The organism is Streptomyces sp. TG1A-8, from assembly GCF_030499535.1.
GTDB lineage: Bacteria > Actinomycetota > Actinomycetes > Streptomycetales > Streptomycetaceae > Streptomyces.
Map to the genome: position 1 here is coordinate 4,829,874 of NZ_JASTLB010000001.1, position 20,076 is coordinate 4,849,949.

At 73.8% G+C, this 20,076-nt stretch carries 19 protein-coding genes and 1 pseudogene; 6 read left to right on the top strand and 14 right to left on the bottom strand.

What is annotated here, in order from left to right:
- Nucleotides 1–127 precede the first annotated feature (127 nt).
- A complete protein-coding gene (locus tag QQY24_RS21140) occupies nucleotides 128–466 on the bottom strand; it encodes a P-II family nitrogen regulator (RefSeq protein WP_301974275.1) in 339 nt (112 codons plus the stop codon).
- The gene (locus QQY24_RS21145) at nucleotides 463–1,797 is read right to left on the bottom strand and encodes an ammonium transporter (protein WP_301974276.1); all 1,335 of its coding nucleotides are present in this window, start codon (nucleotides 1,795–1,797) and stop codon (nucleotides 463–465) included. The genes QQY24_RS21140 and QQY24_RS21145 overlap by 4 nt, the downstream gene beginning before the upstream one ends.
- Before the next feature lie 174 nt (nucleotides 1,798–1,971).
- On the opposite strand from QQY24_RS21145, the gene era reads away from it, so the two are divergent.
- Nucleotides 1,972–2,925: a GTPase Era gene (era, locus tag QQY24_RS21150; protein WP_301974277.1), complete on the top strand. Its 954-nt coding sequence runs from the start codon at nucleotides 1,972–1,974 to the stop codon at nucleotides 2,923–2,925.
- 11 nt (nucleotides 2,926–2,936) lie between these two features.
- Here era and QQY24_RS21155 read toward each other — a convergent pair.
- The 3 genes and pseudogenes from QQY24_RS21155 to QQY24_RS21165 form a co-directional block, all read right to left on the bottom strand.
- Nucleotides 2,937–3,610 (bottom strand): annotated as a pseudogene (locus QQY24_RS21155) (family 1 glycosylhydrolase); the annotation flags it as partial.
- A 100-nt stretch (nucleotides 3,611–3,710) separates the two neighbouring features.
- Nucleotides 3,711–3,977, bottom strand: a complete 267-nt coding sequence (locus QQY24_RS21160; protein ID WP_301974278.1) for a protealysin inhibitor emfourin — start codon at nucleotides 3,975–3,977, stop codon at nucleotides 3,711–3,713.
- Between the two features lie 21 nt (nucleotides 3,978–3,998).
- Nucleotides 3,999–5,069, bottom strand: a complete 1,071-nt coding sequence (locus tag QQY24_RS21165; protein ID WP_301974280.1) for a M4 family metallopeptidase — start codon at nucleotides 5,067–5,069, stop codon at nucleotides 3,999–4,001.
- Between the two features lie 352 nt (nucleotides 5,070–5,421).
- On the opposite strand from QQY24_RS21165, the gene leuA reads away from it, so the two are divergent.
- Both leuA and QQY24_RS21175 read left to right on the top strand, forming a co-directional pair.
- Nucleotides 5,422–7,143, top strand: a complete 1,722-nt coding sequence (gene leuA / locus QQY24_RS21170; RefSeq protein ID WP_301974281.1) for a 2-isopropylmalate synthase — start codon at nucleotides 5,422–5,424, stop codon at nucleotides 7,141–7,143.
- Nucleotides 7,144–7,327: 184 nt separating this feature from the next.
- A complete protein-coding gene (locus QQY24_RS21175; protein ID WP_301974282.1) occupies nucleotides 7,328–8,023 on the top strand; it encodes a TerB family tellurite resistance protein in 696 nt (231 codons plus the stop codon).
- A 137-nt stretch (nucleotides 8,024–8,160) separates the two neighbouring features.
- Here QQY24_RS21175 and QQY24_RS21180 read toward each other — a convergent pair whose 3' ends face one another.
- The 5 genes from QQY24_RS21180 to QQY24_RS21200 are packed head-to-tail and all read right to left on the bottom strand — an operon-like array spanning nucleotide 8,161 to nucleotide 14,705.
- A complete protein-coding gene (locus QQY24_RS21180; RefSeq protein ID WP_301974284.1) occupies nucleotides 8,161–9,132 on the bottom strand; it encodes a dihydrodipicolinate synthase family protein in 972 nt (323 codons plus the stop codon).
- Nucleotides 9,133–10,134, bottom strand: coding sequence for an ABC transporter ATP-binding protein (locus QQY24_RS21185; protein ID WP_301976312.1), 1,002 nt, complete (start codon nucleotides 10,132–10,134; stop codon nucleotides 9,133–9,135).
- Nucleotides 10,135–10,136: 2 nt separating this feature from the next.
- A complete protein-coding gene (locus QQY24_RS21190) occupies nucleotides 10,137–12,110 on the bottom strand; it encodes a dipeptide/oligopeptide/nickel ABC transporter permease/ATP-binding protein (RefSeq protein ID WP_301974285.1) in 1,974 nt (657 codons plus the stop codon).
- Complete coding sequence (locus QQY24_RS21195) at nucleotides 12,110–13,066, bottom strand: ABC transporter permease (protein ID WP_301974286.1); 957 nt, start codon at nucleotides 13,064–13,066, stop codon at nucleotides 12,110–12,112. Before QQY24_RS21195 ends, QQY24_RS21190 begins: the two co-directional genes overlap by 1 nt.
- 4 nt (nucleotides 13,067–13,070) lie before the next feature.
- Entirely contained in the window at nucleotides 13,071–14,705 is a 1,635-nt protein-coding gene (locus tag QQY24_RS21200; RefSeq protein ID WP_301974287.1) for an ABC transporter substrate-binding protein, read from the bottom strand.
- A 279-nt stretch (nucleotides 14,706–14,984) separates the two neighbouring features.
- Between QQY24_RS21200 and QQY24_RS21205 the strand changes: the two genes are divergently transcribed.
- From QQY24_RS21205 to QQY24_RS21215, 3 genes are read left to right on the top strand one after another with little or no spacing between them, the layout of a single operon-like run.
- Nucleotides 14,985–15,200 carry a hypothetical protein gene (locus QQY24_RS21205; protein ID WP_301974288.1) on the top strand — a complete coding sequence of 72 codons (216 nt, stop codon included), beginning with the start codon at nucleotides 14,985–14,987 and terminating at the stop codon, nucleotides 15,198–15,200.
- A 49-nt stretch (nucleotides 15,201–15,249) separates the two neighbouring features.
- A complete protein-coding gene (gene recO / locus QQY24_RS21210) occupies nucleotides 15,250–15,996 on the top strand; it encodes a DNA repair protein RecO (protein WP_301974289.1) in 747 nt (248 codons plus the stop codon).
- A gap of 24 nt (nucleotides 15,997–16,020) precedes the next feature.
- Entirely contained in the window at nucleotides 16,021–16,857 is an 837-nt protein-coding gene (locus tag QQY24_RS21215) for an isoprenyl transferase (protein ID WP_301974290.1), read from the top strand.
- A 41-nt stretch (nucleotides 16,858–16,898) separates the two neighbouring features.
- Here QQY24_RS21215 and QQY24_RS21220 read toward each other — a convergent pair whose 3' ends face one another.
- From QQY24_RS21220 to QQY24_RS21235, 4 genes are all read right to left on the bottom strand, one after another.
- Nucleotides 16,899–17,309 carry a Fur family transcriptional regulator gene (locus QQY24_RS21220; protein WP_301974291.1) on the bottom strand — a complete coding sequence of 137 codons (411 nt, stop codon included), beginning with the start codon at nucleotides 17,307–17,309 and terminating at the stop codon, nucleotides 16,899–16,901.
- A 62-nt stretch (nucleotides 17,310–17,371) separates the two neighbouring features.
- Nucleotides 17,372–18,274 (bottom strand): metal ABC transporter permease, encoded by a 903-nt coding sequence (locus tag QQY24_RS21225; protein ID WP_301974292.1) that lies wholly within the window; start codon nucleotides 18,272–18,274, stop codon nucleotides 17,372–17,374.
- A complete protein-coding gene (locus QQY24_RS21230; RefSeq protein ID WP_301974293.1) occupies nucleotides 18,274–19,089 on the bottom strand; it encodes a metal ABC transporter ATP-binding protein in 816 nt (271 codons plus the stop codon). Before QQY24_RS21230 ends, QQY24_RS21225 begins: the two co-directional genes overlap by 1 nt.
- Nucleotides 19,090–19,106: 17 nt before the next feature.
- Nucleotides 19,107–20,066 carry a metal ABC transporter substrate-binding protein gene (locus tag QQY24_RS21235; protein WP_301974294.1) on the bottom strand — a complete coding sequence of 320 codons (960 nt, stop codon included), beginning with the start codon at nucleotides 20,064–20,066 and terminating at the stop codon, nucleotides 19,107–19,109.
- Nucleotides 20,067–20,076: the final 10 nt, after the last annotated feature.

Below are 20,076 nucleotides of genomic sequence, written 5' to 3' on the forward strand. Positions count from 1 at the left end.
GGCCTCGCACTGTCCAGGGTACGACGGTGCGCCGACACCGGCGCAGGACTTTCCGACCGGCCGCCGCGGGAGGGCGGCGCGGGACGGCGCGGGCGCGGCGCGGGGGCGGCCGGGGGCCGCCCGGTGGTCACAGCGCGTCGGGGCCGCGCTCGCCGGTGCGCACCCGCACGACGGTCTCCACCGGCACCGCCCAGACCTTCCCGTCCCCGATCTTCCCCGTCTGCGCGGCCTCGACGACCGCGTCGATGACGTCGTCGGCGACCGCGTCCTCCACCACGACCTCGATGCGCACCTTCGGCACCAGGTCGATCCGGTACTCGGCCCCCCGGTACACCTCCGTGTGGCCGCGCTGCCGGCCGTACCCGCTCGCCTCGGTCACGGTCAGACCCCGCACGCCGAGTTCCTGCAGGGCGGTCTTGACCTCGTCCAGCCGGTACGGCTTGACGATCGCGGTGATGAGCTTCATGCCTGGCTCTCGACCTTCCGGGTGGGGGCCGTGGGGGCTTTGTGGGCTCCGGCGACGACGGAGTGGGCGACCGGGGCGCCGTGGCCCAGGACCCCGTGATCGTAAGCGGTCTCGGCGTGCACCGTAAGGTCCAGGCCGGTCAGCTCCTCCTCCTCGCTCGCGCGGAACCCCATCACCTTGTCGATCAGCCGGCCCAGGCCGTACGACACCGTGAACGCGTACCCCGCGACGGCCACCACGGCCACCAGCTGCTTGCCGAGCGGGACGAGCCCGCCGCCGTAGAGGAGGCCCTCCGTGCCGCCGGTCATCGCCCGCTGGGCGAACAGGCCGATCAGCAGGGTGCCGATGACTCCGCCGACCAGGTGAACGCCGACCACGTCGAGGGAGTCGTCGTAGTCCAGCCGGAACTTCCAGCCGACGGCGCGGGAGCACACGACACCCGCGGTCAGCCCCACGACCAGGGCGCCGGGCAGGGAGACCGTGCCGCAGGACGGGGTGATCGCGACCAGGCCGGCCACCGCGCCGGAGACGGCGCCCAGGGTGGTCGGGTGGCCGTCGCGCCGGTGCTCGACGAGGAGCCAGCCGAGCAGGCCGGTGCAGCCGGCGGCGAGGGTGTTGAGGAAGGCGGCGGCGGCCAGGCCGTTCGCGCCGAGCGCGGAGCCCGCGTTGAAGCCGAACCAGCCGAACCACAGCAGTCCGGCGCCGAGGACCACCATGGGCAGGTTGTGCGGGCGCACGGCGTCCTTCTTGAAGCCCAGCCGCGGGCCGAGGACCAGGCACAGGGCGAGTCCGGAGGCGCCGGAGGTGATCTCGACGGGCAGACCGCCCGCGAAGTCCAGGGCGCCGAGCCGGCTCCCGATCCAGCCGTCCGGGCCCCACACCCAGTGCGTGACGGGAACGTACACGAGCAGGGTCCACACCGGCACGAGGACCAGCCAGGCCGGGAACCGGGTGCGGTCGGCGACCGCACCGCTGATCAGGGCCGCCGTGATGATCGCGAAGGTGAGCTGGAAGGTGGCGAACAACAGGGTCGGGACCGTGCCGCGGACGCTGCCGGGGGTCAGGTGCGCCATGCCGGCCTCGCCGAGCCCGCCGATGAGCCCGCCGCCGACGTCGTCGCCGAAGGCGAGGGAGTAGCCGACCGCCAGCCACACCACCGTGACCAGGGCGATCGACACGAAGCTCATCATCAGCATGTTGAGGACGCTCTTCGCGCGGACCATGCCCCCGTAGAACAGGGCCAGTCCCGGGGTCATCAGCAGGACGAGGGCGGTCGCGGCGAGCAGCCAGGCGGTGTCGCCGGTGTTCACGTGGGCGGCGGCGAGGGTCACGGGCGTCTCCAACGGGACGGGGGCTCGTCAGAGGGTCACCGGTGGGCGTTTCCGGCCGTGTACGGGGATGTTTCCGCGACGTTTCGTTGCGCGTGGGTTTCCGGAAGCTCACCGGAGGCCGGGGTGGGGCCCGCTGGTACGGCGCGGTCCCGTGGATCAGGGACAATGGGCGCCATGAGCGTCCGTACCCAGTCATCCGAGCAGCCGGCCGAGGCCGTCCACCGCGCCGGCTTCGCCTGCTTCGTGGGCCGCCCCAACGCGGGCAAGTCCACCCTCACGAACGCTCTGGTCGGGCAGAAGGTGGCGATCACCTCCAACCGCCCGCAGACGACCCGGCACACGGTGCGCGGGATCGTGCACCGCCCGGACGCGCAGCTGATCCTGGTGGACACCCCCGGTCTGCACAAGCCGCGCACGCTGCTCGGCGAACGGCTCAACGACGTGGTCCGCGCGACGTGGGCCGAGGTCGACGTGATCGGGTTCTGCCTGCCGGCCGACCAGAAGCTCGGCCCCGGTGACCGCTTCATCGCCAAGGAACTGGCGGGGATCAAGCGGACCCCGAAGGTCGCGATCGTCACCAAGACGGACCTCGTCGACTCCAAGGCCCTGGCCGAGCAGCTGATCGCGGTCGACCAGCTCGGCAGGGAACTGGGCGTCGACTGGGCGCAGATCGTGCCCGTGTCGGCGGTCGGGGCCAAGCAGGTGGACCTGCTGGCCGACCTGCTGATCCCGCTGCTCCCCGAGGGCCCGGCGCTCTACCCCGAGGGCGACCTCACCGACGAGCCCGAGCAGGTGATGGTGGCCGAGCTGATCCGCGAGGCGGCCCTGGAGGGCGTCCGCGACGAACTGCCGCACTCCATCGCGGTGGTGGTGGAGGAGATGCTCCCGCGCGAGGACCGCCCCGCCGACCGCCCCCTGCTGGACATCCACGCCAACGTCTACATCGAGCGCCCCAGCCAGAAGGGCATCATCATCGGCCCCAAGGGCAAGCGCCTGAAGGACGTCGGCATCAAGTCCCGCAAGCAGATCGAGGCCCTGCTCGGCACGCCCGTCTTCCTCGACCTGCACGTCAAGGTCGCCAAGGACTGGCAGCGGGACCCCAAGCAGCTGCGCCGCCTGGGCTTCTGACGCCCGGCGGGGGCGGGCCGGACCGGGCCGTGGGAGTTGGCGATGCCGGTGTCCGCCGCCCCGGCCGCGCGCAGCGCCCGTACCGCGAGGCCGTGGGCGAGGAGTTGGTGGTGGGCGACCGGGAGCGCGTCGAGGAGGAGCCGCCCGCCGGGGGCGTGGGTGCCCGGGGCGTGCCCCGGGCACGTGTGCTCGGCGGGTTCGTTGAGGGTGATCCACTTCCGGACGCGGTCCCCGAGCCGTTCCGCGACGGTGGACGCGTACGCGGCGAACCGCTCCGCCGTGTCCCGCTCCCGCCAGTCCAGCGAGGCGGGCAGGTCCCAGTGGAAGAGGGTGGGCACGGGCCGCACCCCCGCCGCGCACACCTCGTCCACCAGGCGGTCGTGGAAGTCCAGGCCGCCGGGGGAGTTCACCCGGGGCCGGGAGACGGAGAAGCGGTACGCGCCCACGCCGAGGCCGGCCAGGAGCGCCGCGTCCTCCCGGTAGCGGTGGTAGTGGTCGCAGGCCACCGCCGCCGTCGAGCCGTCCTCCCCCCGCCCCGGCTCGGCCGTGAACACGTCCCACACCGACGCCTCGCGCTCCTCGGCGGCCCCTCGATCTGGTGCGCCGAGGTCGAGACGCCCCACGGGAAACCGGCCGGGAAGCGCGGGAACGGGGCCGGGCCGCCGCCCGGTGCGTCAGTCGCCATGGCCGGATCGTCGGCACCGCGGTGGGGGGAGTCAACGCCCCGGTGCCGCACGGGCGTCGCGGCACCCGGCGGTCGCCGGGGAGGACGCCGCCGGCACCCGTCAGGCGCCCTCCTTCAGCACGCGGGAGATCAGCTCCCGCTGGTCCTCGCTGAGTCGCGGGTCGGCCGCGTGGACCGTGCGGCCGTCCACCGTGATCTCGTAGCGGAAGCCGTCCGGGACCCCCGCCGGGGGCGCGGCCCGGCCGTCGGCGAGGGCCCGTTCGGCCAGGGCCCGCCACTCACCGGCGTCGGGCCGGCTCGAGGTGTCCACCTCGGCCCGGCGCTCGATGCCCGCGAAACCGCCCGTGCGCCGTACTCGAATCCGCATGGGTCACTGTGTAGTACGGATTCACGGCGTCCGCACCCCGACCTCCTCCCACGCCTTCTGCACGGCCCGGGTCTCGTCGCCGGCGCCGTAGCGTTCCCGGGCCGCCTCGACGGTCAGGGCGGCGAAGTCGGCGAACAGCGCGTCCTGCCGCAGCCCGCCGCCGGTCAGCGTGTCGTACCAGATCCGGCCGGCCTTCTCCCAGGCGTAGCCACCCAGGGCGGTGGCGGCCAGGTAGAAGGCGTGGTTCGGGATGCCGGAGTTGATGTGCACGCCGCCGTTGTCGCGGCCGGTGCGCACGTAGTCCTCCATGGTCGCCGGCTGCGGGTCCCTGCCGAGGACGTCGTCGTCGTACGCCGTGCCCGGCGCCTTCATCGAGCGCAGCGCGCTCCCGGTGACGCGCGGGGCGAGCAGCCCGGCGCCGATCAGCCAGTCGGCCTCGGCGGCGGTCTGCCGCAGCGCGTACTGCTTGATCAGCGAGCCGAAGACGTCGGAGAGCGACTCGTTCAGCGCGCCCGGCTGGCCGAAGTAGGTGAGGTTGGCGGTGTGCTGGGTGACGCCGTGGGTCAGCTCGTGCCCGATGACGTCGACGGGGATGGTGAAGTCCAGGAAGATCTCGCCGTCGCCGTCGCCGAAGACCATCCGCTCGCCGTCCCAGAAGGCGTTGTCGTAGTCCTCGCCGAAGTGCACGGTGGCGTCCAGCGGCAGCCCGCGGTCGTCGATGGAGTGCCGGCCGTACGCCTTCAGGTACAGCTCGAAGGTGGCCCCGAGGCCCGCGTAGGCGCGGTTGACGGAGGCGTCCGGACCCGGCTCGGAGCCCTCCTCGCGGACCTCGGCGCCGGGAAGGTCCCGGGTGTGCCGGGCGTCGTAGACGGTGCGGTGCGGCCGGTCGGCGGCGGCGTCCGCGGGCGGGGCGGCCGTGGGCGCCCCGATCACCGTGGTCAGGCGGCGGCGGGTGCGCTGGAGGGCGTCGTGCTCCAGGGAGCGGCGGGCGGGGCCGGAGAGCGCGGGGTCCTCGTTGCGGGCGAGCCGGTCGAGGACGTGCGGTGGCACGATCGTGCAGAAGACGGGCTGGAAGCCCCCGTTGGTGGTCATACCGGGCACCTTCGCACTGCGTGACGGCCCTGTCACCACTCGCCACCGTGATTGGTGAAATGCCGGGACATTCGGCGCCACGCAGGGTCACGAAGTGGTATGACGCACTTTTCGTCTCGTTTGTCCGGGCGGTCCCGCATACTGGAACAGGCCCGCACGCCGGGTGCGGCTCGGCTAGGCTGCGGAACATCATGCGTTTCGGGCTGCTCCTCCTTAGCTGCCGCGGCGAGGGCCTGTAGTCGAGGCCGACCCCCTCCCCGCGGAGCTTGGCGTTGCGTCGTCGGCCGTCCATCCGGACCCGGGAGCCGCCGGACCACCGGCAGCCCGGACTTCTCGAGGAGCCCACGCGATCATGGCGAACCGCCAGCAGCCCACCTCCATGCCGATCCACAAGTACGGCCGGTACGAGCAGGTCGACATCCCCGACCGCACCTGGCCCGACCGGCGGATCACCGCAGCCCCCCGCTGGCTCTCCACCGACCTGCGCGACGGCAACCAGTCCCTGATCGACCCGATGTCGCCCGAGCGCAAGCGCCGGATGTTCGACCAGCTGGTCAAGATGGGCTACAAGGAGATCGAGGTCGGCTTCCCCGCCTCCGGCCAGACCGACTTCGATTTCGTCCGCTCGATCATCGAGGAGGAGGGCGCGGTCCCCGAGGACGTGACGATCTCCGTCCTCACCCAGGCCCGCGAGGACCTGATCGAGCGCACCGTGGAGTCCCTGAAGGGCGCCCACCGCGCCACCGTCCACCTGTACAACGCCACCGCCCCGGTCTTCCGCCGGGTGGTCTTCCGCGGCTCCAGGGACGACATCAGGCAGATCGCCGTCGACGGCACCCGCCTGGTGATGGAGTACGCCGACAAACTGCTGGGCCCCGAGACCGAGTTCGGCTACCAGTACAGTCCGGAGATCTTCACCGACACCGAGCTGGACTTCGCGCTGGAGGTCTGCGAGGGGGTCATGGACGTCTGGCAGCCCGGCCCGGACCGCGAGATCATCCTCAACCTGCCGGCCACCGTGGAGCGTTCGACGCCGTCCACGCACGCGGACCGCTTCGAGTGGATGCACCGCAACCTCTCCCGCCGCGCGCACGTCTGCCTGTCCGTGCACCCGCACAACGACCGCGGCACGGCCGTCGCCGCCGCCGAGCTGGCGCTGATGGCCGGCGCCGACCGCGTGGAGGGCTGCCTGTTCGGGCAGGGCGAGCGCACCGGCAACGTCGACCTGGTCACCCTGGGCATGAACCTGTTCTCCCAGGGCGTCGACCCGCAGATCGACTTCTCCGACATCGACGAGATCCGTCGCACGTGGGAGTACTGCAACCAGATGGAGGTCCACCCGCGCCACCCCTACGTGGGCGACCTGGTCTACACGTCCTTCTCCGGCTCCCACCAGGACGCCATCAAGAAGGGCTTCGACGCGATGGAGGCCGACGCGCGGGCCAGGGGCGTCACGGTGGACGACATCGAGTGGGCGGTGCCGTACCTGCCGATCGACCCCAAGGACGTCGGCCGCTCCTACGAGGCCGTCATCCGCGTCAACTCGCAGTCCGGCAAGGGCGGCATCTCCTACGTCCTGAAGAACGACCACAAGCTGGACCTGCCGCGCCGCATGCAGATCGAGTTCTCCAGGCTCATCCAGGCCAAGACGGACGCCGAGGGCGGCGAGATCACCCCGAAGGAGATCTGGGCGGTCTTCCGGGACGAGTACCTGCCGAACCCCGACAACCCCTGGGGCCGCATCCAGGTCAGGACGGGCCAGTCCACCACCGACACCGACGGCGTGGACGCCCTGACCGTCGAGGCGACCGTGGACGGCGTGGACACCGTGCTGACCGGTTCCGGCAACGGCCCGATCTCCGCCTTCTTCGACGCCCTGCAGTCCCTCGGCATCGACGTGCGCCTGCTGGACTACCAGGAGCACACGATGAGCGAGGGCGCCTCCGCGCAGGCCGCCTCCTACATCGAGTGCGCGATCGACGGCAAGGTCCTGTGGGGAATCGGCATCGATGCGAACACGACGCGTGCGTCGCTGAAGGCGGTCGTCTCCGCGGTGAACCGCGCGACCCGCTGACGCCCCTGACCGGCTCTTTCGGGGCCCCGGCCGCCGTGCACGGCGGCCGGGGCCCCGTCGGTTATCGGCCACCGCGCCGACGAGGTCACGGAAAGGTCTCGTCCGGGGTACTGACTCAGGCTCCGTGGTGTGGCTAACATCACGCCAGCACGGCGATGCTGCCGTGCGGTTACGGAGGTGCGACGTGCTGCCAGTACGGGGACGAGACGGCCGTGCCACCAGGGCTGTGCGCATCCTGGGCACCCGCACCGCGTGGACACCCGTGGGGGACGGCGAGTTCTTCTGCCCCGGCTGCGGGGGCGACCGCAACTACCAGCGGCTCACCGGCCGCCGCCGCGTCACCCTCCTCGGGCTGCCCGTCCTGCCCCGCGGGTCGGCCGGACCGGTCGTGGAGTGCGCCGCCTGCCGCCACCACTACGGCACCGACGTCCTCGGCCACCCCACCACCCGTCGCTTCTCCGCGATGCTCCGCGACGCCGCGCACACCGTCGCCCTCGCCGTGCTGGCCGCGGGCGGCACCTCCTCCCGCACGGCCCTGGAGACGGCCGCCGCCACCGTCCGCGCGGCCGGCTTCGACGACTGCACGGAGGACCAGCTGGCCGCCCTGGTCGAGGCCCTCGCCGCCGACACCGGCCGGGTCCTGGGCGGGCCGTGCGGGGCCGGCCTGACCATAGAGCTGCACGAGGCCCTCGACCCGCTGGCCCCGCACCTGGCCCCGGCGGGCCGCGAGTCCCTCTTCCTGCAGGGCGCCCGCATCGCCCTGGCCGACGGCCCCTACACCCCCGCCGAACGCGGCGCCCTGACCACCGTCGGCGCGGCGCTGACCATCCGCGCCGACGACGTGACCCGGCTGCTGGCCGCCGCGCGGACCCCGTCCTGACACCCCGCCGGGCGGTTGCCGCCGCCGGCCGCACCTCCACCCGGCTCCCGGCGCTCCCCGGGCGGCCGGCCGCCCGCTCCGGCCCCGTCCGGCCCCGGCCCGGCCGGGATCCTGCACCGGACGGGCACGGCGGGCCCCTACGACACCGTCGGGTTCCGCCGGCCGGCCGTCCCCGGCGGCCGCTGGAGCAGTCCCGCCCCCGCGAGGAACCCGCCGACCCGCGCGACCTCGTCCGCCGACAGCGGCACCTGCGGCTCGGCCGTCACCGGGCAGTCGATCACGCCCCGCAGGTGCAGGGCCGCCTTGAACGCGCCCAGCGCCGAGGAGCTGCCGCCCATGCGCGCCGGGTCCCCGGCCCCGACCATCCCGAACAGCGCGCACAGCCGCTCCTGCTCCCTGCGCGCGCCGTCCCGGTCGCCGGCCCGGCACAGCCGGTGGAGGCGGACGTAACCGTGCGGGTCGACGTTGGCCAGGCCGGGCACCGCGCCGTCGGCGCCCAGCGCCAGCGCGGCGTCGACGACCAGCTCGGAGCCGGTCAGCGCACTGAACCCGGCGTGGGCGCGGGCCCCGGTGACCACCTCCCGGAAGGCGGCCAGGTCCCCGCTGGAGTCCTTCACCCCCGCCAGCACGCCGTCGGCGGCCAGGCCCAGGACCAGCTCGGCGGGGAGCTTGCCGTGCACGGCGGACGGGATGTCGTAGGCGAACACCGGGACCGGGCTGGCGGCGGCGATCCGGCGGTAGTGCCGGACGATCTCGGCGGGGTGGGTGCGGGCGTAGAACGGGGCGGTGACGACGACGGCCTGCGCGCCCGCCGCGGTGACCGCGGCGACGTGGTCCAGCACCCGGGGGGTGGTCATGTCGATGGCCCCGGCCAGGACGGGCAGCTGTCCGCCGACGTGGCCCACGACCGCCTCCACCACCCGCGCGCGCCGGCGGTCGGTGAGGAAGGCGGCCTCGGAGGTCGAGCCCAGCAGGAACAGCCCGTGCACCCCGCCGTCGATCAGGTGGTCGACCAGTCTCAGCAACGAGGGGACGTCCACCTCGCCGTCCGGTGTCAGGGGGGTGCAGACGGGCGGGACGACACCGGTCAGCGGGGCGGGGAAGCTCATTCACTGCTCCTGGGCGGGCTCTGGGCGCACGGGGTCGCGGGTCGGTTGGTCCTCCACGGGATGGTGGCAGCGGTAGCGGTGCCCGGGGTGCGACGCGGCCGAGAAGTCCGGCATCGACCCGGCGCACACCGCGTCGGCCCGCCAGCAGCGGGTGCGGAACGGGCAGCCGCTCGGCGGGCGGGTCGCCGAGGGCACCGGTCCCGTCAGCGGAATCGGCCGGACGGGCTCCAGCAGGCCGGGCGTGGCGGAGAACAGGGCGCGGGTGTAGGGGTGGCGGGCGCCGCCGGTGACCCGGTCGGCCGGGGTCTCCTCGACGATCCGGCCGAGGTACATGGTGATCACCCGGTCGCTCATCCGCCGTACGGTCCGGATGTCGTGCGAGACGAACACCATGGCCAGGCCGAGGCGTTCCCTCAGCTCCAGCAGGAGGTTGAGGACCTGCGCGCGGACCGACACGTCCAGCGCGCTGGTCGGCTCGTCGGCGACCACCAGGGCGGGGTCGAGGGCGAGCGCGCGGGCGATGGCGACACGCTGCCGCTGCCCCCCGGACAACTGGCCGGGCAGCGCGTCGGCGAGGGCCCCGGGGAGGCCGACCAGGGACATCAGCTCCCGGACCCGGTCCTCCCGTCCGGCCCTCGTGCCGCGGCCGTGCACGTCCAGCGGGTCGCGCAGGACGCGCCGTACCGTCAGCCGGGGGTTCAGCGCCGTCGACGGGTCCTGGAGGACCAGGCCGGTGCCCGCGCCGACCGTGGACCGGCGCTCGGCGGGCGGCATCGACCACAGGTCGCGGCCCCCGTACGACACCGTCCCGGAGGTCGGCCGCTGGATCCCCACCAGCACCTTCACCAGCGTCGACTTCCCGCACCCCGACTCGCCGACCACGCCGACCGTCTCACCGGGCGCCACGGACAGGTCCGCGCCGGTGAGGGCGTGGACCCGGTCCCGGCCGAACAGGCCGCCGCCGCGGACCCGGTGGACGACGTGGGCGTCCCGCACCTCCACGATCACCGCGGGCCCCCGCTTCCCGCCGCGGCCAGCCGCACCGCCGGGTGGTGGCAGGCGGCCGTGTGCGCGGGCGTGCCCGCGAGCACGGGCACGGTGGTGCGGCACACCCCGGTGGCCGACGGGCAGCGGTCGGCGAAGCGGCAGCCCGCCGGGAAGCCGGCGGGGGCCGGGACGGCGCCCCGGATCTGCGTCATCCGCTCCTCGGCCGACTCCAGCGACAGCACGCTGCCGAGCAGCCCGCGCGTGTAGTGGTGGGCCGGCGCCCCCACCAGGTCGGCGGTCACGCCCGTCTCCACGATCCGCCCGCCGTACATCACCGCCATCCGGTCGGTGACGTCGGCGACCAGGGCCAGGTCGTGCGAGACCAGGACCAGCGCGAACCCCAGCTCCGCGCGCAGCCGCAGCAGCAGTTCCATGACCTGCGCCTGCACGGTGACGTCCAGCGCGGTGGTCGGCTCGTCGGCGACGACCAGGCCCGGGTCCCGGGACAGGGCCATCGCGATCAGCACGCGCTGGCGCTGGCCCCCGGACAGCTCGTGCGGGTAGCTGCGCAGGGTGCGGTCCGGGTCCAGGCCCACCAGCGCCAGCAGCTCGCGCGGGTCGCGCCGGCCCCCGCGCCGGACGAGCTGCCGCAGCTGGGCGCGGACGGTCATCCCCGGGTTCAGGGAGGACAGCGCGTCCTGGTGGACCATCGCCATCTCGTGCCCGAGCAGCCGGCGCCGCACCCGCGCCGGTTCGGCCAGCAGGTCGCGCTCCCGGAAGCGCACCCGGCCGCTGACGCGCGCCCCCTTCGGCTGGAGTCCCATCACCGCGAGCGCGGTCAGCGACTTGCCGCAGCCGGACTCGCCCACCAGGCCCAGCACTTCACCGGGGTACACCTCGAAGCCGACCCCGTCGACGACGTCCACGCCCCGGTGCCGGTCCGGGAAGCCGACGGCGAGGTCCTCCACCGCGAGCACCGGCCGCGCGCCGGGGCCGGGCAGCGGGCGGGCCCGGGAGCGCAGCCGCCGGGCGGCCCCGGCCAGGCCGGGCAGCCGCAGCACCTCCCCGGTGCCGGGTTCCGGGGTCTTCCCCCGGTCCCCGGGCGCCGCCGCCTCCCGGGCGGCCGGGGCGGCCCACGCGTCCGAGACGCCCTCGGACAGGACGTTCAGCGACAGCACGGTGAGCAGGATCAGCAGCCCCGGGAACACGGTCGCCCACCAGCCGCCGGTCAGCACCATGTTCCTGCCGTCGGCGATGACACCGCCCCAGGACGGGGCGGGGGGCCGCACGCCCGCGCCGACGAAGGACAGCGACGCCTCGAAGACGATGGCCTCGGCGACCTGGACCGTGCAGAACACCAGCACCGGGGCGGCGCAGTTGACGGCCACGTGCCGCAGCACGATGTGCGCGGTGCGCGCGCCGATCACCCGTTCCGCCGTGACGTAGTCCTCCCCGTACTGGTCCAGCACGTTGGCCCGCACCACCCGGGCCACCGGCGGGGTGAACAGGAAGGCGAGCGCGCAGACCAGCACGCCGATCCCGCCGCCGAACACGGCGACCAGCACGGCCGCGAGCGCGATGCCGGGGAACGCCATCACCACGTCCAGGCAGCGCATCAGCGTCTCGTCCACCGCCTTGCGGGAGGTGGCCGCGAGCGCCCCGAGCAGCGCGCCGGCCACCAGTGCCAGCCCGGTCGCGCCCAGACCGACCGCCAGGGACCAGCGGGCGCCGTACATCAGCCGGCTCAGGACGTCCCGGCCTAGGCTGTCCTGGCCCATCCAGTGCGCGGCGGACGGGTGCCCGGTGCCGCCGGCCGGGTCCTGCTGGCCGAGCGGGTCGTCCGGGGCGAGCAGCGGCGCCAGGACGGCGACCAGGACGACCAGCGCCAGGAAGCAGACGGCCGCCCGCGACCGCAGCGGCAGCCGGCACCGGCCCCGGAGGCGGGCGCCGGGCCGGGAGGGCCGTTCGGTGAGGCTCGCGCGCGTGACCATCAGGCCGCCCTCAGTCGTGGGTTGACGAGCAGGTACAGCAGGTCGATGACGAGGTTGACGACGGCGAACCCGGTGGCCGTGGTCAGCACGACCCCCTGCACGACGGCCGGGTCGCCGTTCTGCACGGCGTCGATCATCAGCTTGCCCATGCCGGGCAGCGCGAAGACGGTCTCGATGACGACGGCGCCGCCGAGCAGGTAGCCGATCCGCAGCCCGAGCACGGTCAGCGGGTTGACCAGCGCGTTCACCAGGACGTTGCGCCCGACCACCACCCGGGGCGGCAGCCCGCTGCCGATCGCGGTGCGCACGTAGTCCTTGTCCAGCTCCTCCACCACCGAGGTCCGTACGATCCGGGTGAGCTGCGCGGCCACCGGCAGCGAGAGCGCGAGGGCGGGCAGCGCCATGGTCCTCAGCCAGCCGGTGACCGAGTCGGCCGGGTTGACGTAGCCGCCGGTGGGGAACCAGCCCCGGTCCACCGCCAGGTACTGGATCATGAGCAGCGCCAGCCAGAACCCGGGCGCGGCCACCCCGATCAGCGACACGACCCGGACGGCCTGGTCCGGCAGCCGGTCGCGGTGGACCGCCGCGGTGATCCCGCCCGCCAGTGCCAGCACCACCGCGATGCCGAGGCCGAGGAAGGTCAGCTGGAGGGTGAGCGGCAGCGCGGTGGCGACCTGGTCGGCCACCGGGGCGCGGGTCAGGGCGCTGGTGCCGAGGTCGCCGTGGAGCAGCCCGGCGAGGAAGCGGACGTAGCGCACCGGGAGCGGATCGAGCAGCCCGTTGCGCTCCCGGAAGTCGTGCAGCTGCCGCGGGGTCGGGTTCGCGCCCTGGAAGAACGCGGACGCCGGGTCCACGTCCGAGAAGCGCATCACCAGGAACACGAACAGCACGATCCCGAGCAGCAGCGGCACGAGCAGGGCGGTCCGGCGCAGCAGGATGCGCACGACGGCCGTCATGCGGCTAGGCCCACGAGGCCCGCAGGAGGCTGACGCCGGGGTAGGGCTGCGCCCTTATCCCGGTCAGCTCGCGCGGGTCCCAGGCCGTCATCAGCTCGTTGTGGACGACCGGGTAGAGCACGGCCTGCTCGGCGACGACGTCGACGCAGTCCTGGATCATCGCCCGCTTCCCCGCCGGGTCCGGTTCCCGGGTCGCCCGGTCCAGGTCCGTGAACAGCCGCCGGGCGACCGGGTCGCCGGCCCACCGGGCGTAGCGCATCCAGAGGTTGTCGGGCCCGTAGTTGTACCGCATGATCAGGTCCGGGTCGACGCCGAACTGGTTCGGGTTCGAGGCGGCGGCCACGACCTGGTAGTCCTGCCGCTGGTCCAGCTTGGTGAAGACGGCCGTGGTCTCCTGCGGGGCGAGGGTCGTCCGCACGCCGACGGCGTCCCAGGACGACTTGACGGTCGGCAGGCAGTCCACGACCCAGCTGACGTTCACCGCCGTGATCTCGACCTCCAGGTCCTCGGCCCCGGCGGCCCTCAGCAGCGCCCTGGCCCTTGCGGGGTCGTGGCCGTAGACGGTCCGGGCCCGCCGGTGGGCGGGGTTGCCCTCGTCCAGGAACGACGTCGACGGCTTCCCGTGGCCCTTCAGCGCGACCCGCACCATCCGCTCGGTGTCGATGGCGTAGTGCAGGGCCTGCCGCACCCGCACGTCGTCGAACGGCTTGTGCCGGGTGTTGAACATCAGGAACAGGTTGTTCATCCCGGCGCCGCCCGCGACCCTCAGGCCGCCCCGCTCCAGGCTCGGGACGTTGGCGTAGGGGATGTTGTCGGCGATCTGCGCGCCGGCGCCCGTCCCGGAGATCCGCGCCACCCGCGAGGCCGCGTCCACGACCGTCAGCCAGTTCATCCGGCGGAACGCGGGCCTGCGCGGGCCGTTGTAGGCGCTGGACGCCTCGAAGACGGTGTTCGACTTCGGGTGGTGCGCGGTCTGCCGGTAGGGCCCCGAGCCGACGGCCAGTCCCTTGACCGCGTCGTCCCAGGCGCCGGGCCGGGAGAACACGTGCCGCGGCATGACCTTGGCCAGGGTGAGCCGGGCGAGCCCGTCGGGGAAGGGGAACCGCAGCACCAGCTCCACGGTGCGCGCGTCGACCGCGCGCGCCTCCTGCAGCCAGCTCGCGAAGAAGCCCCTGGCGAGGGTCTGGGTGTCCGGGCCGAGGATCCGGTCGAAGACGAACTCCACGTCGTCGGCGGTGACCGGCTCGCCGTCGTGGAAGGTCGCGCCCGGGCGCAGCGTGAACCGCCACGTGGTGGCGTCCGCGTCCTCGGGCAAGGCCGTCGCCAGCGCCGGGTAGGGCACCCGGGAGATCGGGTCGGTGTCGAGCAGCCCTTCGTAGACGTGGTTGTTGGCGGCCATCGCGAACGCGGACGCCGTCTGCGTCGGGTCCCAGCTGCCGTCGTTGCCGTACCCGATCACGGCGGTCAGCGTCCGGTCCCGTCCGGTGCCCCCGCCGCCGGTGTCGTTCGTGGACGGCGGTCCGGCGGAACAGGCCGACAGGGCGGACGGCAGCACGGCCGCCGCGCCGAGCGCTCCCGCGGACGCGAGGAGGGACCGGCGGGGCGGGGCCGGGAAGCCGCGGGTCACGTCGTCGCGCACGGTTCCTCCAGCGGGTCGGGGCGGCGAGGGCGGACATCCGACGTCCTACGTCCGGTCGGTCAGCGTGACCATAGGAGGGCTCGCGGGGGCGGTCAAGGCGTCGCGCACGAATGGTGCGGCCGTCCCGGGCGCACCCGTGGCGGTGGGGCGCCGCGGGGTCCCGGCGGGCCGGCGCCGGCCGGGCGGCCGGGACCCGTCCGGACGTGGTGACGCTGGGCCACCAGGGGTACGCGAAGAGTGAAACCGCCGCGGGCGGGGGAGCGACCGGGGGTGGACGCGATGAAACTTCCCGTAGGCGCCTGTGCCGTCGACACCCGTACCGGACGCCTCGGCGTCGTCATGGGGCACGAGGGGCCGTACGTGCAGCTGCGGCCGTTCGGCGGCGGGCGGGAGTGGGACACGAGGCCGCAGGACGCCCGCCGGGCCACCGCGGCCGAGTGGCAGCGGGCCGCGACGGCCCACGCGGCCGTGCTCAGCCGGGCCGGGACCGCCTGAAGGACCGCCCCGGGCCCGGGCGACTCCCGCGGGCGGGCAGAATGGAGCCATGAGTCTGTTCCGCGACGACGGCATCGTCCTGCGGACCCAGAAACTCGGCGAAGCGGACCGCATCATCACGCTGCTCACCCGCGGGCACGGCCGGGTGCGGGCCGTGGCCAGGGGTGTGCGTCGCACGAAGTCGAAGTTCGGGGCCCGGTTGGAGCCGTTCTCCCACGTCGACGTTCAGTTCTTCGCGCGGGGCGGCGAACTGGTGGGGCGCGGGCTGCCGCTGTGCACGCAGAGCGAGACCATCGCCCCCTACGGCGGCGGGATCGTGGCGGACTACGCCCGCTACACCGCGGGCACCGCCATGCTGGAGACCGCCGAGCGGTTCACCGACCACGAGGGCGAGCCGGCGGTCCAGCAGTACCTGCTGCTGGTCGGCGCCCTGCGCACCCTCGCCCGCGGCGAGCACGCCCCCCACCTCGTCCTGGACGCCTTCCTGCTGCGCTCCCTCGCCGTCAACGGCTACGCGCCCAGCTTCGGCGACTGCGCGCGGTGCGGCATGCCCGGCCCGAACCGGTTCTTCTCGGTCGCCTCCGGCGGCTCGGTCTGCGCCGACTGCCGGGTGCCGGGCAGCGTCGTGCCCTCCCCGCAGACCCTGGTGCTGCTGGGGGCGCTGCTTACGGGAGACTGGGGGACGGCGGACGCCTGCGAGGCACGGTACGTCCGCGAGGGGAGCGGGTTGGTGTCCGCCTACCTGCACTGGCACCTGGAGCGCGGGCTGCGCTCACTGCGGTACGTAGAGAAGTAAGCAAGGCGAGGAGACGAGGGACACATGGCCGTACGCGGATTCCTGGGGCGCCGGCGCCGGGAGTACAGGACGCCGGAACCGCACCCGTCCGGCGCACGGCCGCCGAAGCTCCCCGGCGAGCTGGTCCCGAACCACGTGGCGATCGTCATGGACGGCAACGGCCGCTGGGCCAAGGAGCGCGGGCTGCCCCGCACCGAGGGCCACAAGGTCGGTGCCGAGCGCGTCCTGGACGTGCTGCAGGGCTCGATCGAGATCGGCGTCCGCAACATCTCCCTGTACGCCTTCTCCACCGAGAACTGGAAGCGCTCGCCCGACGAGGTCCGCTTCCTGATGAACTTCAACCGCGACTTCATCCGCCGGACCCGCGACCAGCTCGACGAACTCGGCATCCGGGTGCGCTGGGTGGGCCGCATGCCCAGGCTGTGGAAGTCGGTCGCGAAGGAACTGCAGGTCGCCCAGGAGCAGACCGAGGGCAACGACCTGCTCACCCTCTACTTCTGCATGAACTACGGCGGCCGGGCGGAACTCGCCGACGCGGCGCAGGCCCTCGCCGAGGACGTGAAGGCGGGCCGCCTCGACCCGTCCAAGGTCACCGAGAAGACCATCCAGAAGTACCTGTACTACCCGGACATGCCGGACGTCGACCTGTTCCTGCGCCCCAGCGGCGAGCAGCGCACCTCCAACTACCTGCTCTGGCAGAGCGCCTACGCCGAGATGGTCTTCCAGGACGTGCTGTGGCCCGACTTCGACCGGCGCGACCTGTGGCGCGCCTGCCTGGAGTTCGCCTCCCGCGACCGCCGGTTCGGCGGAGCCGTGCCCAACGAGCAACCGCCGGCGACGCAGGGCGGGTCCGCCTCGTAGCCGGTGGCCGGGGGGTGTCCGGGGGCGCCGCCGGACACCCCTCAGCCCGTGGCGCAGTCCGCGCAGGTGCCGAAGATCTCCACCGTGTGGGCCACGTTCACGTAGCCGTGCTCGGCCGCGATGGCCTCGGCCCACTTCTCCACCGCCGGGCCCTCCACCTCGACCGCCTTGCCGCAGGCGCGGCAGACCAGGTGGTGGTGGTGTTCGCCGCTGGAGCAGCGGCGGTAGACGGACTCGCCCTCGGCGGTGCGCAGGACGTCGACCTCGCCGGCGTCGGCGAGGGACTGCAGCGTGCGGTAGACGGTGGTGAGCCCGACCGAGTCGCCCTTGTGCTTGAGCATGTCGTGCAGCTCCTGGGCGCTGCGGAACTCGTCGACCTCGTCCAGGGCCGCCGCCACGGCTGCACGCTGTCGGGTCGCGCGGCCCTTCACGGGCGGTCCAGCGATCGTCACCGGTTGCCTCCTCACGTCTGGCGTCTGGCCGGGCCATTGTGCCAGCCCGGGATGCGCGGTGGTCAGACGCCGATCCCGTCGCCGGCCTCCCGCGCGGCGGGGACCGGGCCCTGTGCCGGGCCGTCCGCGGGCTGCGCCGCGGCGGCCGCGCGGGCGCGCCGCCGGGCCAGCGGGGCGGCCAGCGCGGTCAGTACGGCGAACGCGGCGATGGCCAGCAGCACGATCGTCGCGCCGGGCGGGACGTCCTGGTAGAAGGAGGTGGCCGTGCCGCCGACCGCCACGGTGACGCCGAGGGCGACGGCGATCGCGAGGGTCGCCGCGAAGCTCCGGGTGAGCTGCTGCGCGGCGGCGACCGGGACGACCATCAGCGCCGAGACCAGGATCAGCCCGACCACCCGCATGGCGACCGTCACGGTCACGGCCGCGGTGACGGCCGTGAGCAGGTTCAGGGCGCGCACGGGCAGCCCGGTGACCCGGGCGAACTCCTCGTCCTGGCTGACCGCGAACAACTGACGGCGCAGACCGAGGGTGACGGCGACCACGAAGGCCGCCAGCACCGTGATCGCGGTCACGTCGGACGGGGAGACCGTCGACAGCGAGCCGAACAGGTACGAGGTCAGGTTGGCGTTGGAGCCGCCCGGCGCGATGTTCACGAACATCACGCCGCCGGCCATGCCGCCGTAGAAGAGCATCGCGAGGGCGATGTCGCCGCGCGTCCTGCCGTACCAGCGGATCAGCTCCATCAGCACCGAGCCGAGCACGGAGACGGCCGTGGCCATCCACACCGGCGACGCGTTCAGCAGGAAGCCGAGGCCGACGCCGGTCATCGCCACGTGCCCGATGCCGTCGCCCATCAGGGGCTGGCGGCGCTGGACCAGGTAGATGCCGATCGCGGGCGCGGTGATGCCGACCAGGACGGCCGCGAGGAGCGCCCGCTGCATGAAGGCGTAGTTCAGGAGGTCCATCAGCTCAGCAGTCCCGTGCGGAAGGGTTCGGCGCCCGTGGGCGCCTGCGGGTCGAGGCAGTGGTGCGAGGCGCCCCCGCCGAGGGCGGTGACGGCCGCCGGGCCGGCCCGGTCCTGGCCGGACGGGGTGTGCCGACCGGCCGCCGACGGCGGGCCGTCGTGCAGCACGCGGCCGTCGCGCAGGACGACCGCCCGGTCGATCAGGGGCTCCAGCGGGCCCAGTTCGTGCAGCACGAGCAGGACCGTCGTGCCGGCGGCGACCTGTTCGCGCAGCGTCCGCGCGAGCACCTCCTGGCTGGTCAGGTCCACGCCCGCCATCGGTTCGTCCATGATCAGCAGTTCGGGCTCGGCGACCAGGGCGCGGGCGATCAGCACCCGCTGGTGCTGGCCGCCGGACAGCGCCGTCACCGAGTCCCCGGCGCGGTCCGCCATGCCGACCAGCTCCAGGGCGCGGTGGACGGCCTCCCGGTCGCTCCTGCGGAAGAGGCCGAAGCGGGTGCGGGACAGCCGGCCCGAGGAGACGACCTCGGTCACGGTGGCCGGCACCCCGCCGGCGGCGCTGGTGCGCTGCGGTACGTACCCCACCCGCGCCCAGTCCCGGAAGGAGTGGTGCGGAGTGCCGAACAGCTCGACGCCGCCGCCGGTCACCGGCACCTGGCCGATGACGCTGCGCACGGCCGTCGACTTGCCGGAGCCGTTCGCGCCGAGCAGCGCGACGACCTCCCCGCGGCGCACGGTCAGGTCGATCCCGCGCAGCACGGGGCGGGAGCCGAGTTCGGCGCTCACCCGGCGCATCGCGATGACGGGTTCGTCCATGTCGCCCTCCGTACCGGTCATGCGGCGCCCAGGGCCTGCCGCAGGGCCTTGAGGTTGGCCTCCTGGACCGAGAAGTAGTCCTTGCCGCGGGACTTCGCCGTGATGCCCTCGATCGGGTCGAGGACGTCCGTCCGCAGGTCCGCGTCGTCCGCGATGGTCCGGGCGGTCTTGTCGCTGACCAGCGTCTCGTAGAAGACGGTGGTGACGCCGTCGGCCCTGGTCATCTTCTCCAGGGCCCGCACGCGCGCGGTGCTGGGCTCGGACTCCGGGTCGAGGCCGTTGATGGCCTCCTCGGTGAGGCCGTAGCGCTCGGCGAGGTAGCCGAAGGCGGCGTGGGTGGTGACGAAGACCTTGGTCTTCGTGTCCGCGAGCCCCTTCTTGAAGCGGGTGTTGAGGGCGTCCAGCCTCTTCACCAGGGCCGCGGTGTTCTTCTCGTAGTCGGCCGCGTGGTCGGGGTCGGCCTTCGCGAAGGCCTTGCCGACGCCCTCGGCGACCTGGGCGTAGCGCACCGGGTCGAGCCAGATGTGCGGGTCCTTGCCCGTCGCCTCCCCGCCCCGGGCGGTGTCGTGCGCCGCCGCGTGGCCGCCGACCTCGTTGCCGTGGTCCTCCAGCGTGGTCAGGGCGGCCGCGTCGATCTTGGTCGTCACCGCGGACTGGGCCACCGCCTCGTCGACGGAGGGCTGGAGGTTCCTCAGGTAGAGCACGGCGTCGGAGTCCTGGAGCCGGGCGATCTGCTGCGGGCTGATCTCCAGGTCGTGCGGCTCCTGGCCGGGGGAGGTGAGGGTGGTGACGTGGACGTGGGCGCCGCCGATCCGCTCGGCGAGGAAGGCCATCGGGTAGAACGACGCGACGACGTCGAACCTGCCCGTGGTGCCCGCGGCGGCGTTGTCGGTGGAGCAGGCGGAGAGGGTGCCGAGCCCGAGGACGGCGACCGCGGTCGCGGCGGCGGCGGGTATGAGGCGTCGTCGTACGTTCATGACAGTCATT